Annotated in this window: 20 protein-coding genes; 8 read left to right on the forward strand and 12 right to left on the reverse strand. The window is 62.9% G+C overall.

From position 1 onward, the window contains the following. The first annotated feature begins 13 nt into the window (after nucleotides 1-13). The 5 genes from CO666_RS12425 to CO666_RS12445 all read left to right on the forward strand — a co-directional run bounded on the left by CO666_RS12425 (nucleotide 14) and on the right by CO666_RS12445 (nucleotide 5,597). Nucleotides 14-1,291, forward strand: a complete 1,278-nt coding sequence (locus tag CO666_RS12425) for a CpaE/TadZ family protein (protein WP_097612423.1) — start codon at nucleotides 14-16, stop codon at nucleotides 1,289-1,291. 110 nt (nucleotides 1,292-1,401) lie between these two features. Then, a complete protein-coding gene (locus CO666_RS12430; RefSeq protein ID WP_085735648.1) occupies nucleotides 1,402-2,877 on the forward strand; it encodes a TadA family conjugal transfer-associated ATPase in 1,476 nt (491 codons plus the stop codon). Nucleotides 2,878-2,882: 5 nt separating this feature from the next. Beyond that, nucleotides 2,883-3,890: a type II secretion system F family protein gene (locus CO666_RS12435; RefSeq protein ID WP_097612424.1), complete on the forward strand. Its 1,008-nt coding sequence runs from the start codon at nucleotides 2,883-2,885 to the stop codon at nucleotides 3,888-3,890. Nucleotides 3,891-3,905: 15 nt separating this feature from the next. Next, complete coding sequence (locus tag CO666_RS12440) at nucleotides 3,906-4,892, forward strand: type II secretion system F family protein (protein WP_097612425.1); 987 nt, start codon at nucleotides 3,906-3,908, stop codon at nucleotides 4,890-4,892. 72 nt (nucleotides 4,893-4,964) lie between these two features. Next, entirely contained in the window at nucleotides 4,965-5,597 is a 633-nt protein-coding gene (locus CO666_RS12445; protein WP_097612426.1) for a LysE family translocator, read from the forward strand. Between the two features lie 41 nt (nucleotides 5,598-5,638). Here CO666_RS12445 and CO666_RS12450 read toward each other — a convergent pair whose 3' ends face one another. Next, nucleotides 5,639-6,478, reverse strand: coding sequence for a tetratricopeptide repeat protein (locus CO666_RS12450; protein ID WP_097612562.1), 840 nt, complete (start codon nucleotides 6,476-6,478; stop codon nucleotides 5,639-5,641). 142 nt (nucleotides 6,479-6,620) lie between these two features. On the opposite strand from CO666_RS12450, the gene CO666_RS12455 reads away from it, so the two are divergent. The 3 genes from CO666_RS12455 to CO666_RS12465 all read left to right on the forward strand — a co-directional run bounded on the left by CO666_RS12455 (nucleotide 6,621) and on the right by CO666_RS12465 (nucleotide 9,412). Beyond that, a complete protein-coding gene (locus tag CO666_RS12455; protein WP_097612427.1) occupies nucleotides 6,621-8,012 on the forward strand; it encodes a leucyl aminopeptidase family protein in 1,392 nt (463 codons plus the stop codon). A 168-nt stretch (nucleotides 8,013-8,180) separates the two neighbouring features. After that, nucleotides 8,181-8,531 carry a MarR family winged helix-turn-helix transcriptional regulator gene (locus CO666_RS12460; protein ID WP_097612428.1) on the forward strand — a complete coding sequence of 117 codons (351 nt, stop codon included), beginning with the start codon at nucleotides 8,181-8,183 and terminating at the stop codon, nucleotides 8,529-8,531. A gap of 23 nt (nucleotides 8,532-8,554) precedes the next feature. Next, complete coding sequence (locus tag CO666_RS12465; protein ID WP_097612429.1) at nucleotides 8,555-9,412, forward strand: C40 family peptidase; 858 nt, start codon at nucleotides 8,555-8,557, stop codon at nucleotides 9,410-9,412. On the opposite strand, the gene CO666_RS12470 is transcribed toward CO666_RS12465, so the two are convergent. The 11 genes from CO666_RS12470 to CO666_RS12520 all read right to left on the reverse strand — a co-directional run bounded on the left by CO666_RS12470 (nucleotide 9,413) and on the right by CO666_RS12520 (nucleotide 24,207). After that, a complete protein-coding gene (locus tag CO666_RS12470) occupies nucleotides 9,413-10,804 on the reverse strand; it encodes an amidase (protein ID WP_097612430.1) in 1,392 nt (463 codons plus the stop codon). It lies immediately after the preceding gene. A gap of 31 nt (nucleotides 10,805-10,835) precedes the next feature. After that, a complete protein-coding gene (locus CO666_RS12475; RefSeq protein WP_097612431.1) occupies nucleotides 10,836-11,696 on the reverse strand; it encodes an ABC transporter permease in 861 nt (286 codons plus the stop codon). A 3-nt stretch (nucleotides 11,697-11,699) separates the two neighbouring features. Further along, entirely contained in the window at nucleotides 11,700-12,647 is a 948-nt protein-coding gene (locus tag CO666_RS12480; RefSeq protein WP_097612432.1) for an ABC transporter permease, read from the reverse strand. 394 nt (nucleotides 12,648-13,041) lie between these two features. Beyond that, entirely contained in the window at nucleotides 13,042-14,571 is a 1,530-nt protein-coding gene (locus tag CO666_RS12485; protein WP_179869676.1) for an ABC transporter substrate-binding protein, read from the reverse strand. Nucleotides 14,572-14,710: 139 nt separating this feature from the next. Continuing rightward, on the reverse strand, nucleotides 14,711-15,631 hold the full coding sequence (locus CO666_RS12490; protein WP_097612434.1) for a LysR family transcriptional regulator: 921 nt from the start codon (nucleotides 15,629-15,631) through the stop codon (nucleotides 14,711-14,713). A 56-nt stretch (nucleotides 15,632-15,687) separates the two neighbouring features. Further along, nucleotides 15,688-16,683, reverse strand: coding sequence for a P1 family peptidase (locus tag CO666_RS12495; RefSeq protein WP_097612435.1), 996 nt, complete (start codon nucleotides 16,681-16,683; stop codon nucleotides 15,688-15,690). Between the two features lie 230 nt (nucleotides 16,684-16,913). Then, complete coding sequence (locus CO666_RS12500) at nucleotides 16,914-17,108, reverse strand: hypothetical protein (protein WP_008525170.1); 195 nt, start codon at nucleotides 17,106-17,108, stop codon at nucleotides 16,914-16,916. Nucleotides 17,109-17,629: 521 nt separating this feature from the next. Next, nucleotides 17,630-20,551, reverse strand: a complete 2,922-nt coding sequence (locus CO666_RS12505) for an aminotransferase (RefSeq protein WP_097612436.1) — start codon at nucleotides 20,549-20,551, stop codon at nucleotides 17,630-17,632. 115 nt (nucleotides 20,552-20,666) lie between these two features. Next, the gene (purU, locus tag CO666_RS12510) at nucleotides 20,667-21,551 is read right to left on the reverse strand and encodes a formyltetrahydrofolate deformylase (protein ID WP_097612437.1); all 885 of its coding nucleotides are present in this window, start codon (nucleotides 21,549-21,551) and stop codon (nucleotides 20,667-20,669) included. Nucleotides 21,552-21,862: 311 nt separating this feature from the next. Continuing rightward, nucleotides 21,863-22,879: an acyltransferase family protein gene (locus CO666_RS12515; RefSeq protein ID WP_097612438.1), complete on the reverse strand. Its 1,017-nt coding sequence runs from the start codon at nucleotides 22,877-22,879 to the stop codon at nucleotides 21,863-21,865. Nucleotides 22,880-22,926: 47 nt separating this feature from the next. Then, on the reverse strand, nucleotides 22,927-24,207 hold the full coding sequence (locus tag CO666_RS12520; RefSeq protein ID WP_097612439.1) for a hypothetical protein: 1,281 nt from the start codon (nucleotides 24,205-24,207) through the stop codon (nucleotides 22,927-22,929). Nucleotide 24,208 lies beyond the last annotated feature (1 nt).

The following is a 24,208-nucleotide window of genomic DNA, read 5'->3' on the forward strand; positions in this document are numbered from 1 at the left end:
GCGGAACGGGACGATGAGCGCGATCGAATACGACATCAAGAATCCCAGCGAGCTTCGCCACGCCGAAGAGGCGGTGCGCATGGCGGATCTGGAAAATATGCGGCCGCTGCCGCGCATCTCTGTCCATGCCTTCTGCGAGAGCGAGGCGCTGCAGCATATCATGGAACGCTGCGCCAACGATCGGCGCGTGGCCAAGGTCAGCATGCGCATCACCAGCGGCGGCATCGCCGCTGCCGCCAATATGTTTTCCGGCGCCCCGACGCCGAACCTCATCATCCTCGAGACCAAGGCGAATGCGGCAAACCTCCTCGGCGAACTTGCGCCGCTCGCCGCCGTCTGCGATCCGACGACCAAGGTCGTCATTATCGGTTACTACAACGATATCGGGCTTTATCGCGAGCTCATCCGCAACGGCATTTCCGAATATATGGTCCAGCCCGTCGCCATGCCCGATATCCTGGCGTCGATGGCATCGATCTTCGTCGATCCGGAAGCCGAGCCGCTCGGCCGCAGTGTCGCCTTCATCGGCTCGAAGGGCGGCACCGGCGCTTCGACCATCGCCCACAATTGCGCCTTCGGCATTTCCAATCTCTTCTCCACCGAGACGATCCTCGCCGATCTCGACCTGCCCTATGGCACGGCCAATATCGACTTCGACCAGGATCCGGCCATGGGCATCGCCGAAGCGGTCTTCGCGCCCGATCGTCTCGACGAGGTCTTCCTCGACCGCCTGCTGACGAAATGCTCCGAGCATCTTTCCCTCCTTGCGGCCCCTTCGCTGCTCGACCGTGCCTATGATTTCGACGGCCAGGCCTTCCAGCCGGTGCTCGATGTCCTGCAGCGCAGCGCGCCCGTTACCGTGCTCGATGTTCCGCATGCATGGTCGGAATGGACGCGCTCGGTGCTATCAAGCGTCGACGAAGTGGTCATCACGGCGGTTCCCGATCTCGCCAACCTGCGCAATGCCAAGAACATGCTCGACGCGCTGCGCAAGATGCGGCCGAACGACAAGCCGCCGCATCTCATCCTCAATCAGGTCGGCATGCCGAAACGCCCGGAGATTTCGCCGTCGGATTTCTGCGAGCCCCTGGAGATCGATCCGATCGCCATCATTCCCTTCGACATCAATCTTTTCGGCAATGCCGCCAATAGCGGCCGGATGATTTCGGAAGTCGACCCGAAGTCGCCGACGGCGGAAACTTTTTCGCAGATATCGCACATCGTCACCGGCCGTGTCGCGATCAGGAAGGCGAAGAAGGGCGGACTGCTGGGCCTCCTGAAGCGCAAGTAGACGATGAGCAATTCCAGCAAAACAGCAGCGGTTCTGCCAGGCAATGCGCAAAGCGCTTTTGCCGGGAATTGCGTGAAAACAAAAAGATAGAGCAGATTGGATTAAGCGGCATGTTTGGAAAACGCGGAAACGAAGGTTCCGGAAAGGTCGGAGGAGCGATTGCTCCCCCGCCGCCGGCTCCGGCCGCAGCCCCTGCGGCCTCTTCCCCCTCTATTCTGGTCGAACCCTCGCGCGAGCCTGCACGACAGCAGGTGACGCCGCCGCCGATGCAGACGCCGCAGCGCAAGCGCCCTGTTCGCACCGATGAATATTACGACACCAAGGCGCAGGTCTTCTCCGCGCTGATCGATACGATCGATCTCTCGCAGCTTTCCAAGCTCGACGGCGAAAGCGCCCGCGAGGAAATCCGCGACATCGTCAACGACATCATCACCATCAAGAATTTTGCGATGTCGATTTCCGAGCAGGAAGAGCTGCTCGAGGATATCTGCAACGACGTTCTCGGCTACGGTCCGCTGGAGCCATTGCTGGCGCGCGACGATATTGCCGACATCATGGTCAACGGCGCCGGCCAGACCTTCATCGAAGTCGGCGGCAAGACGATCGAATCGGAAATCCGCTTTCGCGACAATGCGCAGCTTCTCTCGATCTGCCAGCGTATCGTCAGCCAGGTCGGCCGCCGCGTCGACGAATCGAGCCCGATCTGCGACGCCCGCCTGCCCGATGGCTCGCGTGTCAACGTCATCGCGCCGCCGCTGTCGATCGACGGGCCGGCGCTCACCATCCGCAAGTTCAAGAAGGACAAGCTGACGCTCGATCAGCTCGTCCGTTTCGGCGCGATCACGCCGGAAGGCGCGACCGTGCTGCAGATCATCGGGCGGGTGCGCTGCAACGTCGTCATTTCAGGCGGCACCGGCTCGGGCAAGACGACGCTTTTGAACTGCCTCACCAACTATATCGACAGGGATGAACGCGTCATCACCTGCGAGGATACCGCCGAACTGCAATTGCAGCAGCCGCATGTCGTGCGTCTGGAAACACGCCCGCCGAATATCGAAGGCGAGGGCGAGATCACCATGCGCGATCTCGTCAAGAACTGCCTGCGTATGCGTCCCGAGCGCATCATCGTCGGCGAAGTGCGCGGACCTGAAGTTTTCGACTTGCTGCAGGCGATGAACACGGGTCACGACGGCTCAATGGGCACCATCCACGCCAACACGCCGCGTGAATGCCTGAGCCGTATCGAATCGATGATCGCCATGGGCGGCTTCACCCTGCCGGCAAAGACGGTGCGTGAGATTATTTCGAGTTCGGTGGACGTCATCGTTCAGGCAGCACGTCTTCGCGACGGTTCGCGCCGTATCACCCAGATTACCGAGGTGATCGGCATGGAAGGCGACGTCATCATCACCCAGGACCTGATGCGTTACGAGATCGAGGGCGAGGATGCGGGCGGCCGCCTGATCGGCCGGCACATGTCGACCGGCATCGGCAAGCCGCATTTCTGGGATCGCGCCCGCTACTTCAACGAGGAAAAGCGTCTTGCCGCCGCCCTCGACGCGATGGAAGCGAAAACGAAGGAATAGGCGAAATGTTCGGGTTCGATCCGATAGTGCTGGCAATCACCGTCCTCGCCGCCGTCTCCGCGGCGGCGGTCGCCTATGCCCTGTTGTTTTCCCGGATCGAGGCCGACAAGAAATCGGCAAGCCGCATCAACCGCGTCAAATCGGCCGAAGTCGACCGGGTCAAGGTCAAGGCTGCGCGCGATCGGGTGCAGGAGCTGTCGAAGCGCCGTAAATCGGTGCAGGACAATCTCAAGGATCTGGAAAAGCGCCAGCACGAAAAGACCAAGAAGACCCTGTCGCTGAAGTCTAGGCTGGTGCAGGCCGGTCTGGCGATCACCGTGGCGAAATTCTATCTCATCAGTGCCATCTTCGCCTGCGTGCTGCTGCTCGTGGCCTTTGTCGTCGGGGCATCCCCTATGGTGATGATCGGTATCGCCGTCGTCGCCGGTCTCGGCCTGCCGCGCTGGATCGTCGGCTTCCTGATCAAGCGCCGCCAGAACAAGTTCCTCAACGAGCTCCCCAATGCGCTCGACGTCATCACCCGCTCGATCAAATCGGGGCTGCCGCTCAACGATGCGATCCGTCTGATCGCCACCGAAGGCACCGAGCCGGTCAAGAGCGAGTTCCGGCGGGTGATCGAGGCGCAGCAGGTGGGGCTCAGCATTCCCGACGCCTGCGGGCGCATGACGCTCCATATGCCGCTTCAGGAAGTCAACTTCTTCGCCATCGTCATCGCCATCCAGTCGCAGGCCGGCGGCAATCTCTCCGAAGCGATCGGCAACCTCTCCAAGGTGCTGCGCGAGCGCAGGAAGATGAAGGCCAAGGTCTCGGCATTGTCGATGGAAGCCAAGGCGTCGGCCGTCATCATCGGCGCTCTGCCCTTCATCGTTGCGACCCTCGTCTATCTCACCTCGCCGAATTACATGATGATCCTTTTCACTGATCCGCGCGGCCATCTCATCATGGGCATCTCGGGGATCTGGATGTCGATCGGCATCCTCGTCATGCGCAACATGGTCAATTTTGACATCTAGCCGGAAGGACGCACCATGTCGCAGGACCTTGCCGCAACCCTGACCAATCCGAGCATGCTGATCGCGCTCCTCGTCGCGATCGCCGTCTTCGCCACCTTTTACACGATTGCCATTCCTTTCTTCGAACGTGGCGATCTCAACAAGCGGATGAAGGCCGTATCGACCGAGCGCGAGCAGATCCGCGCGCGCGAACGCGCCCGCATGAATGCCGAACCCGGAGCCGGCAAGGCATCGCTCCGGAGCCAGAACAACCGTTCGGTCCGCCAGATCGTCGAGCGCTTCAACCTGCGCAAGGCCCTCGTCGACGAGAATACGGTCAACAAGCTGCGTGCCGCCGGTTTGCGCTCGGAAAATGCGTTGAATACCTTCCTCGTCGCGCGTTTCCTGCTGCCCTTCCTGTTCCTGGCGCTTGCCGCCTTCTGGGTCTTCGGCCTCGGCAATCTTGCCGAAAGGGGCACGCCCATCCGCCTCTTCGCCATCATCGGCGTCGGTTATCTCGGTTTCTACGCGCCGAACATCTATATCTCGAACCGCATGGGCAAACGCCAGTATTCGATCAAGCGCGCCTGGCCGGATGCGCTGGACCTGATGCTGATCTGCGTCGAATCCGGCATCTCGATCGAGGCTGCGATGCGTCGTGTGTCGGAGGAGCTCGGCGAGCAGTCGCCGGCGCTCGCCGAAGAGATGGTGCTGACCACGGCCGAGCTCTCCTTCCTGCCGGATCGCCGCGTGGCGCTCGAAAATCTTGCCACGCGCACCCAGATCGAGCTGGTCCGCTCGGTGACCCAGGCGCTGATCCAGGCCGATCGCTACGGCACGCCGGTCGCCCAGGCGCTGCGCGTTCTCGCCCAGGAAGGACGCGACGAGCGCATGAACGAAGCGGAAAAGAAGGCGGCCGCCCTGCCGCCGAAACTGACAGTGCCGATGATCCTGTTCTTCCTGCCGGTGCTGATCGCTGTCATTCTCGGTCCGGCCGGCATCCAGGTGTCGGACAAGTTCTGATGCCTGCTGCGGTTAAATCGATTCCGATTTAGGCGATTATGCAGTACCTTCTATCGCAACGAGGGTTCTGGGATGTCTTCTGCAGGCGTTTTCATCAGCATCATGGCGGCCCTGGCAGTCGGGGCCATGAGCCCCGGCCCGAGCTTCGTCGTCGTCTCCAGGATTGCCGTTTCGCGGTCGCGGCTGGACGGTTTTGCGGCCGCGCTCGGCATGGGCGCCGGCGGTGTGGTTTTTGCCGTGCTGGCGCTTGCCGGTCTGACGGCGCTGCTGTCGCAGTTCGAATGGCTCTATGTGCTACTGAAGGTCGCAGGCGGCGCCTATCTCGTCTATATCGCCGTCAACATCTGGAGAGGCGCCGCACAGCCGCTCGAGGTTTCCGACGCCGTCCATAGCCACCGCGCGCCGATGCGCAGCTTCACGACCGCGCTGCTGACCCAGCTCAGCAACCCGAAGACCATCATCGTCTATGCCAGCCTCTTTGCCGCGCTTCTCCCCAGGACGGTACCGCTTGATCTCATCATTGCGCTGCCGCTCGGCGTCTTTGCGGTGGAAGCTGGGTGGTATTCGACCGTGGCCTTCGCCTTTTCGGCCCGCCACCCACGGCGGCTCTATCTCGCCGCGAAGAGCTGGATAGACCGGACCGCCGGTGCCGTCATGGGCGGCCTTGGCCTTCGTCTGATACTTTCGGGCCTGAGCGCCCGCTGAGAAGGCCCCGGACTGCCGGATGACACGATCCGGGTCATTCGTCAGTTGGTATTGCTGCCGTCCGCCGCTGCCGGCGTCTTGTCCTTGGCGGCGAGTTTCTGCCAGGAATTCTGCTGCGAGAGCATGCCTCTGATATAGGCGACATTGGCATCGGCCTGCTGCGGCGAAAGTTCGCGCCGGGCGATCTGCTCGGCCTCCGGGAAACGTCCCTGCAGGCCGACGACGAGGGCAAGGTTCTGCCTGACGCGGCTGTCGGCGGTGGGCTGGCTGGCGGCCGAGCGGAGATAGGTTTCGGCCGTGCGCAAATCGCCGGTCAGCACATAGGACATGCCGAGGTTGGAAAGGATCGACGGCTCGTTCGGCTGGATGTCGAGCGCATCGCGATAACGCTGCCGGGCATCGCTCGCCCGGCCCATCTGGTCGAGGATCGCGCCCTGCGCCGAGATCAGCCTCCAGTCCGGACGGTCCGGCGTCTGGGCGCGGCCGATCGTGTCGAGCGCCTGCTGGAACTGGCCGGCCGCCGCCTGCGCCTTGCCGTAGGCGGCCAGCACGTTGCGGTCGCTGGGATTGGAGATCGCAACCTGCTGCATGACGGCGAGCGCCTGCGTGTCGCGGCCGTTCATGCGCAGGAGATTGGCATAGTTGACGCCGTTGACGGGATCGCGCGGGTTCTTTTCATAGGCTTGGCCGAGCCGGTCGGTCGCCGAGCGCAGCTCGGTCGCGTCCATCTCTTCAACCGGCTTGGTGAGCTTCGGCACCGAGCCTGTCGTCATCCGGTCCTTGGTCGTCGTCGAGCAGCCGGCAAGCGCAAGGACGATCAGCGATGCCGCAGCGCCCCGCAGGATACGATTGGTGAATGTGGTTGTGAGCGAGGCAGGCATGATGCGTTCCTGGATTCCGAAATCGGCGCCTGACCTCGAACGCGGAACAGGAAAGGTTTGACGCAATCTTCGCTCCAGCAATAGTCTGTTAACCCTAACAGACCGTTAAGGAACGATTCCTGACGCGCGCCGAAGGACAATCATGGCCCCCTATCAGTTTATCGAGAGACCGACCCCTTTCAACACGAAGGGCGGTTCGACGCTGCCGATCTTTGCCGTCACCCCTGCCCATATCGAGACCGGCACGATCGATCCGATCGCGCTCGATTGGGCTCGCAGGGCGGGTTACAGGGCCGAAAGCGGATCGCTGCTGCTGATCCCGACGGCCGAAGGCCATCTCGGCGGCGCGCTTTTCGGCCTCGGCACCAATCCGTCCGAGCAGCCTTACATCACCGGCCGGCTCGCCCGCGCGCTGCCGGCCGGCGACTGGCACATCGAAACCGCGCCGCTGACGGCCAATCGCCTGGCCCTTGGCTTCGGGCTCGGCAGCTACCGTTTCGACCGCTACAAATCGGAAAAATCGCCGGCGGCGACGCTGATGATCCCCCGTGATGCCGACAGTGCCGACATCAAGCGCCAGCTCGCCGGCGTCTTTCTCGCCCGCGACCTCATCAATACGCCGACGAACGACATGGGGCCGAACCAGCTCGAGGCCGTCTTCCGCAGCCTGGCCGCACATTACAAGGCAGAGGTGTCGGTTATATCGGGCGACGACCTGCTCACGCAGAACTTTCCGCTGGTCCATACCGTCGGCCGCGCCAGCGCCGATGCACCGCGCCTTCTCGAACTGCGCTGGGGCAAAAAGGGCCATCGCAAGGTGACACTCGTCGGCAAGGGCGTCTGCTTCGATACCGGTGGTCTCGACATCAAGCCCGCCGCCTCGATGCTGCTGATGAAGAAGGATATGGGCGGTGCGGCCAATGTCATGGGCCTCGCCCTGATGATCATGGACGCCAAGCTGAAGGTCGATCTGCGCGTCATCGTCCCCGTCGTCGAAAACGCCATCTCCTCCAATGCCTTCCGCCCCGGCGACATCTACCGCAGCCGCAAGGGCCTGACCGTCCAGATCGACAATACCGACGCCGAAGGCCGCCTGATCCTAGCCGATGCGCTGGCCTATGCCGACGAGGAAGAACCCGAACTCTTGATCGACATGGCGACGCTGACGGGTGCAGCCCGCGTGGCGCTGGGTCCGGATCTGCCGCCCTTCTTCACCGATGACGGCAATCTGGCGCATGACCTGACCGAAGCGAGCCTGGAAACCGACGATCCGATCTGGCGCCTGCCGCTTTATTCCGGCTATGAAAAGGATATCCGCACCAAGTTCGCCGACCTCACCAATGCGCCAGCCGGCGGCATGGCGGGGGCGATCACCGCGGCCCTCTTCCTCAAGCGTTTCGTCAGCAAGACGAAGAGCTGGGCGCATTTCGACATTTACGGCTGGGCCCAGTCCGAACGGCCGCATTCGCCGGGCGGTGGTGAGGCGCAGGCGATCCGCGCGCTCTTCCATCATATCCGCGAGAGCCTGCGCTGAGGCCGTGCGCGAAAGGTGTTAGGCGCGTCGCGTGTTCACGCGTTGCGCCTCGCTGCCGATCGTTAAAATTTTATTCACCTTGCCGGGCGGCAATTTCCAGTGCCCCTTGCATGTCCATGGCAACTGCCGGAAAATGGAACGCTAGCGTAACGATCTTCCGGAGGGGCCGTGCCGATCGAACTGACCGCCTCGCAGGCGCTGGGGCTCTGGCATGGCGTGGCGCTCGATCAGGTCCGCCACGACGACCGCGATTTGACGTTGCGCCAGATGGCGATCCTGCTGCATATTTATCTGGTGCCGCCGCCGCATACGGTGCGCGGGCTTGCCGCGACACTTGAAGTCACCAAGCCGGTCATCACCCGGGCCTTGGACACGATGGGCGAGATGGGCCTGGTCGACCGGGTGCGCGACGAGGCCGACCGACGCAACGTGCTTATCAAGCGCACCGTCGACGGTGCGCTTTACCTGGAAAAGCTCGGCGATCTGGTTCGCGATCAGGGCCGCCGGCTACCGATCTGAAGGGCGATCTGAAAGGAATGCCAATGACGATGCTTGACCGCCGCCTGCATGCCTATCGGCCCGATCTCGCGGAAGCGGGGCTCGAAGGCAAGGTCGAGGCTTTGCGCTTCGTCGAAGGTGCGGCGGCGCGAGTCGCCGTTCCGGTCGTAGGCTTGCGTCCTGAACCGGATCTTGCACGCGGCATCGATACGGAACTGCTTCTCGGCGAGGATGTGACGGTTTTCGATCGCGCCGACGGCTGGTGCTGGGTGAAGGCCGCCTCGGACGGTTATGTCGGTTATATCACTACAGACGCGCTCTTGGAGGGCAGGCCCGCGCCGACCCATATCGTCACCGTTCAGCGCAGCTTTCTCTATCCGGAACCGGAACTGCGCAAACCCCACCAGGCCATCCTGTCGATGGGAAGCCGCGTCCATGTCGCCGGCGAGGCGGAAGCGCGCGGCAATCGCTATGTTGTGCTCGAGGACGGAACCGCGATCTTCGCCAGGCACGTCCAGCCGATCGGAGCGCTGGATGGCGCCGATTACGTCGACATCGCAGGCCGTTTTCTGGAGACGCCCTATCTCTGGGGCGGACGTTCCGGCCTCGGCATCGATTGCTCCGGTCTCGTCCAGCTGGCGATGCTGATGACCGGCAGAGCTGCGCCCCGCGATACCGACATGCAGGCAGCCGGCCTCGGTGAGCCGATCGACCGCTCCGACATCCGCCGCGGCGACCTGGTGTTCTGGAAGGGCCATGTCGCCGTCTTCGAGGATCCGGAAACCATCCTCCACGCCAACGGCCACAGCATGACGGTGGCGCGCGAGAATTTCGAGGCCGCCGTCAAGCGCATTGGCTGGCTCTACGAGCAGCCCACAGGCTATCGCCGCCCGATCATCTGATCAGATGATCGGCGGCTGCGGCCAGGATCTCACCCCGCCCGTCCAGTCCTCGAAGGCTTTCGATAGTCTCAGAACCCGCATGTCGTCGAAGCGCGGCCCGACGATTTGCAGGCCGATGGGCATGCCTGATCGGGAGAAGCCGCAATTGATCGAGGCGGCCGGCTGCTCCGACATGTTCCACGGCACAGTGAAACCGATATGCTCGAACGGCAGGGCCGGATCGTTGGTCGGCGATGCCCATTCGGCCGGATAGGAGACAATCGGATTGGTCGGCGACAGCACGGCGTCGACTTGCGTGAACAGCCGTCCGCAGCTTTTGCGCATCTCGATCGTCTGGTTGAAGCCCTTGACCGCATCGACGCCCGAGATGCCGGCGCCGCCTTTTGCCCAATCCCCGATATAGGGCAGGATGCTGTCGCGCCTGTTGTCGTCGAGATCGGCGATATCGCCCCAGAGCCGGCACCGCCAGAAAGTGTCGAGCCCATCCAGCATCGCGCGTGTCAGCACCGGCTGCACGGATACGATGGTTGCGCCGGCCTTCTCGAAATGTTTCGCCGCCGATTCGACCGCGACCCTGATCTCGTCCTCCACGGCAAGCCCGCAGCCGGCATCGAGCATCAGCCCGATCCTTATGCCGGCTACGTCGATGTCGAGATCCATCCAGTTGAAATTATTCGGCGCCAGGCTGGTGCCGTCGCGCCAGTCCGGCCGGGACAGCGTCGCCATCGAGAAGGCCGCATCCTCGACCCTGCGCGCCATCGGCCCGACGCAGCGCCCGACATAATAAGGGTCGGCCGGAATGCGCCCATGGCTCGGCTTGAAGCCGAAGATGCCGGTCCAGCCGGCGGGAAGCCGCACCGAGCCGCCGATATCGGTGCCGATATGCAGCGGTCCGTAACCTGCCGCCGCCGCGGCCGCCGCCCCGGCGCTCGATCCGCCGGGATTCTGCGTGATGTCCCAGGGATTGCGGCTGAGAGGATGAAAGCTCGAAAGCCCGGAGGACAGCATGCCGTAATCCGGGCAGGTGGTCTTGGCGAAGATCACCGCTCCATCTTCCCGCAGCCGGGCGGCGGCCGGCGCATCTGCCTCCGCGGGCTTCAGTTCCATCGCCTTGGTGCCTGATGGTACCGGCTGGCCCTTCGTGGCGATCAGTTCCTTCAGCGTCACCGGAATGCCGTCGAGCGCGCCGAGCGGTCGTCCTTTCGCCCAGCGCGCCGTCGAAGCCTTCGCCTGCGCGCGCGCCGCTTCCGGATCATAGAGGTAGAGTGCCGAAATCGAAGGCTCCCAGCCGGCGATATGGTCTTCAAGGGCAAGCCAATATTCGAGCGGGGACAGGGTTTTATCGGCAAAGCGTCGGCTGGTCTCGCGGATGGTAAGGTCGGTTTCGGTCATCACATCGTCTTTCGGGCATCTCGGGAGGACATCAGCGGCTCGCCTGGCGCGGGTCGAGAAGATCGCGCAAGCCATCGCCGAGCATGTTGAAACCGAAGACGGTGAGCGCGATGGCAAGGCCGGGCAGGATCGCCAGCCAGGGAGCGAGCCCCAGATAGGTCTGCGCATCGGCAAGCATCCGGCCCCATGTCGGCGCCGGCGGCGCCATGCCGAGCCCGAGGAAGCTGAGACCCGCTTCGGTGAGGATGGCCAGCCCCAGCTGGATGGCGCCATGCACGATGATCTGGTTCAAAATATTCGGCAGCACATGGCGCAGCGAAATGGTCAGGCGCGTATTGCCGATCGCCCGCGCAGCCGTCACATAGTCGCGGCTCCAGGCCTGCAGCGAGGTTGCAAGCGTCACCCGGGCAAAGACCGGAATCATGAAGACGGCGATCGCGGTGATCGCGGTGAACCGCCCCGGCCCGAGAAAGGCTCCGAGCACCATGGCCGACAGGATCGGCGGCAGGGCGAAGATGACGTCGCAGATGCGCATCAGCAACGCTTCGAAGGGGCCGCGGAGCGCTGCCGCCGAAATGCCTGATATCGAGCCCAGCGTCCCGCCGATCGCAACCGCGGTGATGGCGATCGACAGCGAATTCCAGCATCCCACCATCAGCATCGACAGCACGTCGCGGCCGAGCTGGTCGGTGCCGAGCAGGCCGAAGGCAAGCGGCGGCTGCAGCTTGTGGACGATCTGTATCTTTGCAGGCGCCACCGGCGTCCAGACGAGCGACAGCAGCGCCACCGCGACCAGCAGGCCGATGATCACCGCTCCGGACACCAGGTTTATTCGCCGGCTAAGCCTAGAGGTCCGGCGGCCGGCAGTGACGGCGGAAACGACGGAGGTCATGCGTCAAGCCGCCTTTCTCATCCTGGGGTCGATCGCCAGATAGGAGAGATCGACGAAGAAATTCACCACAATGACGAGGCCCGCGAAGAACAGCACCACGTCCTGCATGACGATGACGTCGCGCTGGGAGAGTGCCTGAACGGCGAGCCGCCCGAGGCCCGGCAGGTTGAAGACATTTTCCACCAGCACCGCGCCGGCGACGAGAAAGGTGAATTGCAGCCCGATCATCGTCAGGATCGGGATCAGCGCGTTCGGCACGACATGCCGCCACAACACCGAACGACGTGAAAGCCCCTTGGCGACCGCAGTCCGGGCAAAATCCTCATGCATCGTCTCGAGCACCGCCGAACGCGCCACCCGCGTCAGCACACCGGTCTGCGGCATCGCCAGCGCGACGGCCGGCATGACAAGCGCCTGCAACGCCGGCAGCAGACCGGCGCCCCAGCCCGGGAAGCCGCCGGCCGGCATCAGCCCGAGCATCGTCGAAAACAGGATGATGAGGAGCAGCGCCACCCAGAAGGCGGGCACGGCGATGCTGATCTGCGAAAACAGCGTGGCGACGATGTCGAAGATACCGCCGCGGCGCGAGGCGGCCAGCACGCCGAGCGGCAAGGCAATCGCTACCGAGAGCATGATCGCTATCAGCGCCAGCGGCAGCGTCACCGCCAGCCGCTCGACGATCAATCCGGCGACCGGCACGCCGTAGGTATAGGAATTGCCGAGATTGCCGGAGAGCACGCCGGTCAGCCATTGCCCGTAACGCAGGAGAAGCGGCTGGTCGAGCCCGAGATCGTGGCGCATCGCCGCCAGCGTTTCCGGGCTCGCGGAAGTGCCGAGCAGGATCGAGGCGGGGTCGCCGGGCAGGAGGTCCATGACGGCGAAGATCAGCAGCGAGACGATGAGAAGCGTGACGAGGAGACCGGCGACGCGGCGGGCGAGGAGGGTGATCATGTCGGGTCGCGCACCGCGGTAACCGAACGCGGCACGCCCCCTCCGCCCTCACGCGGAGCACCCGACGCGCCGGCGGCGAGTTTGGCGAGAACGCTAACCCCACTCTCCGTCATCCCAGGCCTTGAGCCTGGGATCCATGCCACTGCTGTCGATGGATGTGGTGTGGATGCTCGGGTCAAGCCCGAGCATGACGGAGTGTGGGGTTGGCGGGAGGGGCCAATCGGGGCGCAGATGCCCGTGTCAGAAATGCCATCCGCCAGCGAAACCAGACAATGCCGGCTGAGATTGACCTCACCTGGTGAGGGAGGGAGAGGGCTGCGTGCCATATCGGCCAAATACATGTCGGATCTCTCCAAGGCCATCACCTCATCGCATCCCGCCCCAGACCCGCCGCTCACTCGTCCCAGGAAACCCCCGACAGCACATTCGACGGGATCGGCTCGTTCTCCCACAGCCCCTTCAGTTTCCTGTCCCAGACGCCGAGTTTCGGCATGACGAAGAGGTAGAGCGCCGGCACGTCCTCGGCGAGGATCTTCTGCGCCTCGCCGTAGATCGTGTTCTGCGCGGCGGGATCGGTCGTCTCCTGGACCTTCTTCATCAGCGCGTTGAAGGCGGGGTTCTTATAGTTGAAATAATAGGGATCCCTGGCATAGATGTCGATGTCGAGCGGCTCGGCATGGGCGACGATCGTCATGTCGAAGTTGCGGTCCTTCATGATGTCCTGGACCCATTTCGCCGGGAATTCGGTCGGCTCGATGTTCATCGTCACGCCGATCTCGGCAAACATCGCCTGCATCACCTCGGCACTGCGCGGCGCATAGGCCATCTGCGGCGATTTGATCGTGAAGGTGAAGCCGTTGGGATAGCCGGCTTCGGCAAGCAGCGCCTTCGCCTTTTCGACATCATAGGGCAGCACGCCTGTCATGTCCTGATAGCCCGGATCGTTCGGCGTGTAGTGGCTGCCGATCGGCGTGCCGAGACCGGACCACGCGCCGTCGATCACCGTCTTGCGGTCGATCGCCATCATCAGCGCCTGGCGCACGCGTTTGTCGTCGAACGGCTTCTTGGCATTGTTCATGCCGGCGACGACCTTGAGCTCGGTATTGCCGATCCGGGTGACGAGCCTGGCATCGCCGTTGAAGGAGCTCATCAGCTCGGGTGCGGCAAATTCCGGAAAGGCATCGAGATCGCCGGATTTCAGCGCCGCCGCCTGTGCCTGCGGATCGGCGATGAAGCGGAAGGTCACCTTGTCGAGCTTGGCGGCCGCATCCTTGTTCCAGTAATCGCCATTCCTGGCGAGTTCGACCTTGTCGCCCTTCGCCCAGCCGGCGAATTTGAACGGACCGGTGCCGATCGGCGTCACCTTGTCGTCGTCGGCCGTCTTCGGGGCGACCATGACCGAGGCCGGCCAGCCGAGCCAGTAGATCAGGCTGCCGGTCGGCGCCGAGAGATGCAGCACCAGCGTTTCGGCATCGGGCGTATCGATCGAGGCGATCGAAGCGAAGAAACGTTTCTGCGGATTGACCGAATCCGCGCCGCGGGCGCGGTCGAGCGAAAACTTGGCGCTCGCGGCATCGAAGGCCTCGCCGTCATGGAATTTGACGCCGGTCTGCAGCTTGAACGTATAGGTCAGGCCATCGGTGGAAATTTCCCAGCTTTTCGCCAGCTGCGGCTGGATCTTGCCGGCCTGGTCGATCGTCACCAGCCCCTCGAACACGTTTTGCCAGGTCACCTGGCCGATCGCCACGGGTGCTGCGATCGTCGGGTCGAGGCCGGCCGGCTCGACGCTCATGCCGAGATTGAGGCTGGTCTTGGCCGCTTGCGCCGGCGTCATGACCGTCATTATGAGACCGGCCGAAAGCGCGGCACCGAGAGAAAGCTGTCTGATGAAACGTGCTGAAGGCGCAAACGAAAGTTTGGTCATCATGTCCCTGTCCGGCCGCGTCGAAGGCCCTTGCGATGAGAATGTCATTGCGACAGTGCACACACAATGGCGATTTTGTGTGCTCAGTGTAGCCGAAAAAGCTACACCGCAAATTCGCGGCCAATGCAAGCCGCAAGCGTCAGGCTTTTGTCTCGGTCCGGCGGTTCGTGCGCTCGCGCATGAACCTCTCGATGAAGTCGAGCAGCTTGGTCGCCGCGAAGGACAGCTGCCGGTCCGGTGCGACGCAGAGATCGACATGGGTGCGGATACCGGTCTTGCCGGCGAGCGGAATGGCAAGCAACTGGCCGGCCTCGATTTCGCGGCGGACGGTCAGTGCCGGCAGCAGTGTCGCCGCCGCCCCGCTGAGCACGAGTTCCTTCAGCATCTCGAGCGAACTGGTGATGAAGACCGGATCGAGGCTCAGCCCCTCCTTCTCGAACAGCGCGTCGAAGGCCTGGCGGAAGCCGAAGGATTGATCCGGCAGCGCCAATGCGTAGTCGGCAAGTTTCCGGATAGGGATTTCGGCATAGGCCGCGGCCGGATGCTGCGGTGTGGTGATGAGGTCATAGGCGATCTCGGATCGCAGCCGCACCTTGGTGCCTGACATGACCGGCGCAAACAGCGTCACCGCGATATCCGCTTCGGCGCTGTTAACGGCATCGACCGCCTGCCGCGCGCTGGTGATCGTCACGCTGAAACGCAGCTGCGGATATTTCAGGCTGAATTCGGCCAGTGCAGGAGCCAAGAGATTGGCGACGGTCGCACCATTGGCATAGATGCTGACACGGCCGCGCTGCAGGCCCTTCAGGTCCTCGATCAGCTGCTGCACGTGATCGAGTTCGCGCAATGTGCGGCCGGCGCGGGCAGCGAGCAGCTCGCCGGCGGCCGTCAGTTTGACGCCGCGGGCGCTGCGTTCGACGAGCGGCGCGCCGAAATGATATTCGAGGTTCTCGATCTGCCGACTGATTGCGGTCGGCGCGACATTGAGGTTCTCGGCGGCCTGGCGCATGGAATTGGTCCTGACCAGCTCGTCGAAATACATCAGCGCCCGGATCTGCATTCACGTCTCTCCGCCATTCGGCCTATTCGATCTGTCCGGGTTTTGACCCTATCCAATCAATCGGCGTTCGGGTAGCGGTCGCGCCAGGCCTTTTGCGCGCCCTCGACCGGCAAAGCGGTTGCCGCGTAGACGCCACGGGCGATCGCCCGCGCCATGATGATCGTCGCGAGGTGGCAAAGCTCCATCAGGCTCGCCATGTCGTCTCTTGCATGCTTGGCCGTCGACGCGGCAAAGACGGTATCGCCGTCGAGCGGCAGATGCGCCGGCAGCAGCGCTCGGGCAAAGCCGTCATGGCCGGCCAGCGAAAGCCGGTGTGCCTCGACCTTCGTCAGCTGGGCGTCGGTGACGACGGCGCCGATCGTCGTCGCCGGCGTGTTCATGCCCTTCAGCCGCATCCGGTGGTCGACCACACCAGGCATGCCGAGCCCACCGAATTCGCCATCCTGCTCGAAGGGCGCCGCCCAGAAATGCGGCCCCTCGCCGATTGTCGCCGAACCGAGCGCATTGACGGCAACGATCGCCGCAACGCGATGCCCGGCGCTGCTGACGGCACTGGCCGAGCCGATCCCGCCCTTGAAGGTGGCTGTCGTCGCCCCGGTGCCGGCGCCTGTGGTGCCGAGCGCGAAGGCGCCCTTGGCGGCGGCCTTCAAGGCTTGATAACCCATGTCGCGATAAGGCGCGTGCAGCCCCCAATCCTTGTTGCCGCCATTCAAGAGGTCCATCAGGATCGCCTGCGGCACGATCGGTATGCGGACCGGCCCGACCGCAAAACCACGGCCGCGTTCGCGCAGGCCCGCCTGCACGCCGCCGGCGGCATCGAGCCCGAAGGCGGAGCCGCCGGAAAGTACGAAGGCATCGACGGCGTTGACGGTCATCGACGGGTCGAGCAAGCTCGTGTCGCGCCCGCCCGGCGCCCCACCGAGCACCGTGCCGGAGGCGACAGCCGGTTCGTCGAAGACGATGACGGTGACGCCGGAGCCGAGCGCAAGGTCGGTCGCATGGCCGACGGAAACACCTTCGATATCGGTGATGAGGTTGAGAAGATCGGGCAAGGGTGCGTCCTTAAAGCAATTCCAGGAAAAGTGCGAAGCGGTTTTCCGTCCGGAATTGCGTCAAAACAAAAGGATAGAGCGGTTCTGCGCTTTCGCTAAAGCTGAACTGCTCTAGACGCAAAGGCCGCCGATAGGACTGCAATTGCCCTCAAAAAACAAGACCGGCCCCATTTGGCGGGACCGGTCGGACATCGGGGAAAGCCGTGAATGCCAATCGCGGCTGCACGCCGTCAGGCATGAAGCGGCTTCGGATGACGGCGGGTCATCAGATCGTGGATGGCCAGCCGCACCTCGTCGGGCGAGCGGAAACGCTGCTCGTCAAGGTCGTGGACATGGAATTTCACGGCGATGAACTTCAGCCGATCTTCATCGGGAATGACGATCCCGACGGGAACGCCTGCATATTCGATAACTTGCTTCTTCATAGATAGAACTCCTGCCGCGCGACATGCGCAGCCATGGCGAATTGACTTGTCTGGTACCGTTGAAAGGAGGACGAACGTCACATTCGACAGTTCGGGCGGGAGAGGGCGCCCGGACGGTCATTGCCAAGCACGGATCGCCCAAGCAGATCGGCGAGAATATCGATGTCTATCATGTCTCGTTCCTTGCGTTGGCGTTGCGCTTGAGTGGTCCCGGAAGAGCCCGGAGCCGGTGATGGCTGCCTTTGGTAATCTACTAACTTGGTAGAGATTACTCGATAGCCTGCCAGAAACATATTCCGAAACGTGTCAAAATATCGACGATCCGAAAAAATTCATTCCGCCGAACTTTGAACTTACAGAAAGAAACATATCAGCTCTTCGTAAAATTCGCATGACAGAATCAGAGTTTCATCGATCACCGCGGCAGAGATAGGAAGCCTGACTGTTTCAGGCAATGGGCCGTTTCGTGAAAATTCGAAAAGCCTCGAAATGACCGATTTGGTTAACGCCGTGGCCCTGTGTCACCAGCCTTCGTCGAGCACCTTTTCCAGCATGTCGGCGAAGAAATCGGCGCTTTCGATGCTGAGGCAGAGCGGCGGCTTGATCTTCAGCACATTTTGGTGATCGCCGGTCGGCTGCATGATGACGCCGAGGGCAAGCAGACGGTCGCAGATGGCAGCCGTCTCCTCCGTCGCCGGCTCCAGCGTCGTTCTGTCGCGGACGAATTCGAGGCCGAGATAAAGGCCCATGCCGTGCACGGCGCCCGCCACCGGATAGCGGTCGATCAACGCCGCAAGCCGCGCCTTCAGATGATCGCCGACCGTCCGGGCATTTTCCTGCAGCTTTTCCTCGGCGATGATGTCGAGCACCGTCATGCCGGCGACGCAGCTGACCGGGCTGCCGCCGGTGGAGGAAAAGAACGTGCCTTCCTTCTCCAGCGACTGGGCGATCTCCCGCGTGGTAATGACGGCGCCGAGCGGATGGCCGTTGCCCATGCCCTTGGCGATGGTGATGATATCGGGCACGACCCCTTGCTGTTCGAAGCCCCAGAAATAATGTCCGAGCCTGCCGTAACCGACCTGCACCTCATCGGCGATGCAGAGGCCGCCGCGGGCGCGCACCTCGCCATAGACTTGCTGGAGATAACCGTCCGGCAGCGGAATGCCGCCGGCATTGCCATAGACCGCTTCACAGATGAAACCTGCAAGACCTCCGCCGCCGGCGTCGATCGCCTCCAGCACCGGCGTTACGGCGCTGAGATAGGCGCTTGCCGTATTGGGACCGCGGAATGCGCCGCGATAAGTATTCGGCGAGATGACGGCATGCACCCAGTCGGGCCGGGTGGTCAGTGCCTGCGGATTGTCGGCGATCGAGGTGGAGACGGCGTCGCTCGCCGCCGACCAGCCATGATAGGCTTCGAGCAGGCAGAGCATGTTGCGGGCGCCGCTATGGGCTTGCGCCAGCCGAAGCGCCAGATCGTTCGCCTCCGAGCCGCTGTTGACGAGGAAGACCGTGTCGAGCTCATCCGGGGCCAGTGCGGCGAGGCGTTCGGAAAATTCCGTGATCGCGGCATAGTGGAAGCGTGAATTGGTGTTGAGCCGCAGCCATTGGGCGCCGATCGCCGCCGCGAGCTTGGGATGGCCGTGGCCGAGAATGGAGACGTTGTTGACCATATCGAGATAGGCGCGGCCCTCGACGTCGAACAAATGCTCCCGCCAGCCGCGCTCGATCTGCGGCGGCGCCGCGTAATAGTTCTTCTGCGCGCCGGCGAGATGCGCCCGTCGCCTGGCGAGCAGCTCGGTGCTATCGGCTCGCGGCGCATCCGCTTCCGGGCCGAGAAGCAGCGAGGGAGAAGGGCAGAGCGCCGACCAGGCCGCCGCCTCGCGCGGTGTGGCAAAGAGCGGCGGCTCGAGCCCGGCGACGCTGCAAAGCTGGACGCGCAGCCCGCCGAGCGATGAAGCCTCTCCGACAACCGTGCCGAGCGGGTCGCCGGCAGCAATCTCGGCTTGATCCTCGACCGAGAGGTCGAGCCCGTCGAGATGCAGGGTCACGCTGTCGCCGGTTAGCGTCAGATGCTGGTCCTTCCAGCCGATGCGGCCGGCAAAGGGCGCAGCGACCGCGCTGCCTGCGGCAAGGCAGGTGTCGACATGCAGGGCGCAGGTCGCCTGCTTTTTGGCGGTTCCCGCTCGGGACAGCCGATATTCGCCGTAGCGCGTCGCTGCCGTCCCGTTTTCGGTCGCAGCGCGGGCAAGCAACCGCCAGTCCATGTCGGAATTCAGCCAGTTGCCGGCAGAAAAATGCGGGCTCTGCACCCCAAGGTCGACATAGGCGATTCCGGCGGGATCGATATCGGGCAGCAGCGGCAGCCATCCCGATGTTTCCGGGGCGGCAACATCCGCGCCGGCCGCCTTGAGGATCGCGGCTTCCATCAACTCGAAGGGCACGGACATCGCCGTATCGAAGATCGCCCACTCGCGGTCGAGATTGCCGCGGACATAATCATTCTCCGGATCGACCGAAATCTGCTGTTCGCCGCTGGCGACGAGAATGACCGCGCGCGCGACCACCAATGGCCAGAGCGCTTTCAGTTCCTCCGCGGTCAGCGGATAGATCGCCTGATAGGCGGTGACGGCGGGCAGGATATGAAAAGGGTCGCCCTCTGCCTGATGCAGCAGCGAAGCGCAGGTAACGGCGAGGTCGCCGACCAGCCAGCCGCGGATGATGTCGCCGAAATCGATCACCCCGTCGGGGATGGTATGGCCATGGGCATTGCGGTGACCGACGACATTGTCGCCGGTGACGTCGTGATGCACCGCCTGCAGCCGAAGCGACGGCGCCAAGGGCTGAATGCGGCGAACGGCCATCACCATGGTCTTGGCGATCCGGTCGCGCGCCGCGCTGTCGGTGATGGCGGAAAGCAGCTGCACCGCGACCGGCCCGGCGCGCCTGAGATCCCATTGCAGGCTGCGGTCGAGACCCGGATGGTTGAAATCGGCCAGCGCCTGCGCCAGCCTTGCGCACAGCGCGCCGAGGGCTGCGACCGAAGCCGGCGCCACATATCTCAGTTCGGTCAGCCCCCGGCCTTCCAGATATTCCAGCAGCCGCACCTGGTAGCCCTGCCCGCGCACGGTCAGGACGACGATCTCGCGGCCGTCATTCGTGGCGATCACATTGGGAACGCGTGGCGCATCCGGCTTGCTCTTGAGGTGATGGATCGCCGCATTCTGCGCTTCGAGTTCGCGGGTCTCGTAGGCGGCGTGGCAGATCTTCAGGACATAGCGGCCGCGATCGCTATCGACGCGATAGTTACGGTCCTGCTGGCTGCCGAGTTCGACAAGCGTGCCGGAGAGGCTGTAATGGGCAAGGAGAATCTCTTCCGCGTCCGCGACGGTGACGTCGGGACGCGGCAGCGCCATGCGATCAACAAGCCCCTCGTCGGTCATGGCACCCCTCCCGCAGCATGATTCGATTACCTCGCGCGATAATCAAATACTTGCCGCTGGCAGGCAACGGGAGATTGTCGCTTGCCAGCAAAAGAGATGCGAGATCCGCCGGCGCTCAACCCATGCGTTCGGAGGCGTAGCTGCCGGGGCTCGCCGGGAAGACGACGGTGCGGTTGCCGTTGATGAAGGTGCGGTGATGGATATGGGCGTGGATGGCACGCGCCAGCACCTGGCTTTCGACGTCGCGGCCGATCGAGACGTAATCGTCGGGCGACTGCGCATGGGTGATGCGCGCCGTGTCCTGCTCGATGATCGGGCCTTCGTCGAGATCGGCGGTGACGTAATGCGCCGTCGCCCCGATCAGCTTGACGCCGCGCTGGTAGGCCTGCTTGTAGGGATTGGCGCCCTTGAAGCTCGGCAGGAAGGAGTGGTGGATGTTGATGATCTTGCCCGACATCTGCTTGCAGAGCTGGTCGGAGAGGACCTGCATGTAGCGGGCGAGCACGATCAGCTCGGTGCCGGTCTGGTTGACGAGCTCGACGAGCTGGCTTTCCGCCTGCGGCTTGTTTTCCTTGGTCACCTTGATGTGGTGGAAGGGGATGTCGTGATTGACCACGACCTTCTGGTAATCGAAATGGTTGGAGACGACGCCGACGATGTCGATCGGCAGGGCGCCGATCTTCCAGCGGTAGAGCAGGTCGTTGAGACAATGGCCGAAGCGCGACACCATCAAGAGCACCTTCATGCGGCTCTCGCTGTCGTGAAAATCGTAGTCCATCGCGAAGGGCGCGGCGACGGCTGCAAAATCCGCGCCGATCTCGGCACCCGACAGACCTTCTTCGGAAATGAAGCTGACGCGCATGAAGAACTTGCCGGTGTCGAGATCGTCGAACTGGCTGGAGTCGATGATGTTGCAGCCCTTGTCGGCCAGATAGCTCGAAATCGCCGCCACGATGCCGCGCGTCGATTTGCAGGATACCGTCAATACGTAGCTTTTCATGTCTTTCCCTCTTCCCTCTGCAAGGCCGCCGCCGTGCTTAGATCAAAGCCCGGGTCGCGAATAGGCCGGCGCGCTTTCATTCATGCGACAAATTGCAAGAGAAACCGTCACGTGTCTGCAAGTTCTCTCATCGCCGGTATCAGCTTAGGAGAAGTTGCGCGAAAAACTGTGCCGCCAGCGCCGCTTGGATGCGTATTCTCGCCTCAGGAGCTGAAATAAAGCATGTCGCGCAAAGTCGCTGAGCAATTTGCGACATCGACATGCCAAGGATGTGAAGCGCGGTCAGCGAATCCCAGGGGTCGCGACATGTTTTAGGCCGGCGGACGGCTGGCGGCCGCCACCTTCCGGCGCGGCGTTGTGATTTCATGGATGATGGCGCCGCCGATCGACGAGAGCACCAGCGCCAGGACGACGAAGAGCACCGGCTGCTGCAGGATGGCGAACGGCAGGCGGTCGGCGGCGACCCTCAGGAAAGCCAGCGCGAAGGCGTGGGTGATATAGATGCTGTAGGAACAGTCGCCGAGATAGTTCAGCCAGTCGATGACCGGCAGCCTGGAAAAGTCGATGGAAACAGCGCTATAGACGATGAAGATCGCCGGGATACCCCAGGCGTAGAACCGGCTTTCCGGCTGCATCAGCGCCTCGTTGATGAAGAGGAACGCAAAACCCAGGGCAAGCGCCGCCCAGGCCCAGCGGTTCGGCAAAAGCAGCTTCTGCCCATAGAGCCAGCCGAGCACGACGCCGGCGAGGAATTCCAGGATGATCGGCTCGCCGTAGAAGCGGCTGGCCGTCGTTTCCGGCGAGAGCCGGCAGGCGACCAGGACGACGGCGAAGACGGCGAACATTGCCGGGATGCGACGGATTTCCGGGAGCGGCAGCAGCAGCGCGAACACGAAATAGAAGAACATTTCGTAATTCAGCGTCCAGCCCGGCACGACCACCGGCGTGATCGTAGCGGGATCGGCGGGATTGGCCCACGGCAGGAAGAACAGCGAGGCGACGAGATGCGGCAGGTTGAACACCGTCGATTTCAGCAGTGACGGGGCGACCAGCGCCACGGCAGCCGAAAACAGCGTTGCCAGCCAATAGAGCGGCACGATCCTTTTGATGCGCCGGCGGGCGAACTCGATCGGGCTCATCGCCCGCCCGCTCGTCGTCAGCCACATGACGAAACCGCTGAGCACGAAGAAGATGTCGACGCCGGTTTCACCGTAGACGAAGGCGGCGGCGTCGACCGCCGGATTGACCTTGCCAAGCTGCAATATCGCGTGGAAATAGACGACCATCAGCGCCGCAACGGCGCGCAGATATTGAAGCTGGACAAGCATCTGGCGTCTTGCTCCCTCGGATTTCGGTCTTAACCGTGCCGCTGCGGTCAACTCTCTACATCTGCCGGACCACCCCGCCGGATGCGCGGGCTGTCGTGGAAGCGCATATATCCGACGACGAACCAGAGGAGGCCGGCGATCTTCATCGAGAAAACCGCGGTTCCCCCGATCATCATATTCAGAAAAATGAAAAGAGAAAGTGAATGGGCGCAGCGCCGCTGCGCCGCGGTGCGCCCGGCGGGAAAGAGGCAGACGAACAGCCAGAGGGCGATGACGCCGAAGATCGTGGCCGCATAGATCAGGTAGACATAGCCGCTGTCGGCGAATTCCGCGACCCGGTCGACCGATAGCCCGAGGATGGCGAGAGGATCGAGCTCCATGATCTTCTTCATCGTCAGGTTGATGCGGCCGGTGAAGTTGTCGCCGGTCGCATTGGGTTTCAAGGTGTAGACGAGAAACCCGGCAGCGACGATCAGCGGCATCAGGGCCAGATTGAAATTCCTCGGGATCTTGGGAAAAACGAAATAGCCGACGATGCAGGCAAAACAGAAGATCAGCATCGTGCGCGTGTCGTTGGTCACCAGGATCAGTACCGCCGTGCCGATCATCAGCAGCCGGTCCCAGCGGCCGAGCTTTTCCCACATCGAAATCAGATAGACCGCAATCACGCCGCAGAAATTGGCAAGCGACACCTGTTCGAGGAAGATCGACGAGGAACGGTGGTCGATGATGCCGAAGGAGAAACGCTCGGGAAAGCCGAGCGCGTTCTGAAACAGGCCCGTTTTGTTGTAGCTCAGCGGCAGCAGCCCGCGCGTATTGGCGAAATAATCTGACGGATGCACGATGCTGACAAAGAACGGCACGCTGATGATCTCGAAGATCAGGAAGATCAGCACCGTAAGGCTTGCCCAGCGAAAGGCGAGCTTCATCGTCTTCTCGTTGCTCCAGCCCCCGAGCCCGGTAAAGCAGAAGATGATCAGAATGTTGCGGAAATGATCGATGAACAGCATGCGGTTCAGCACGCTGACATAGATGGTCACGATGAGTGTGAACAGCAGGAACAGAAAGGCCGGCAGGTCGGTCTCGTAGATCCCCTTGTGCAGGATGTAGATGATGGCGCTCGCCATGATCAGGCCTTCGCTGGCGGCAACATGCGTCATCGACAGCGGCATGATGTTGTGGTTGATGAAGGCGAGAATGCCGTTATAGAGCACCGACAGCAGGCCGAGCCAGAGCACCGGGTAATCGACGCGCGACGCCGCGCCTGTGGCATCGAGCCGGTTGCCGGCGACGGCAAAGGTCGCCGCTCTGTGATCGCTGACCGCCATT

The sequence above is a fragment of the Rhizobium chutanense genome (genome assembly GCF_002531935.1).
GTDB classification, from domain to species: Bacteria; Pseudomonadota; Alphaproteobacteria; order Rhizobiales; family Rhizobiaceae; genus Rhizobium; species Rhizobium chutanense.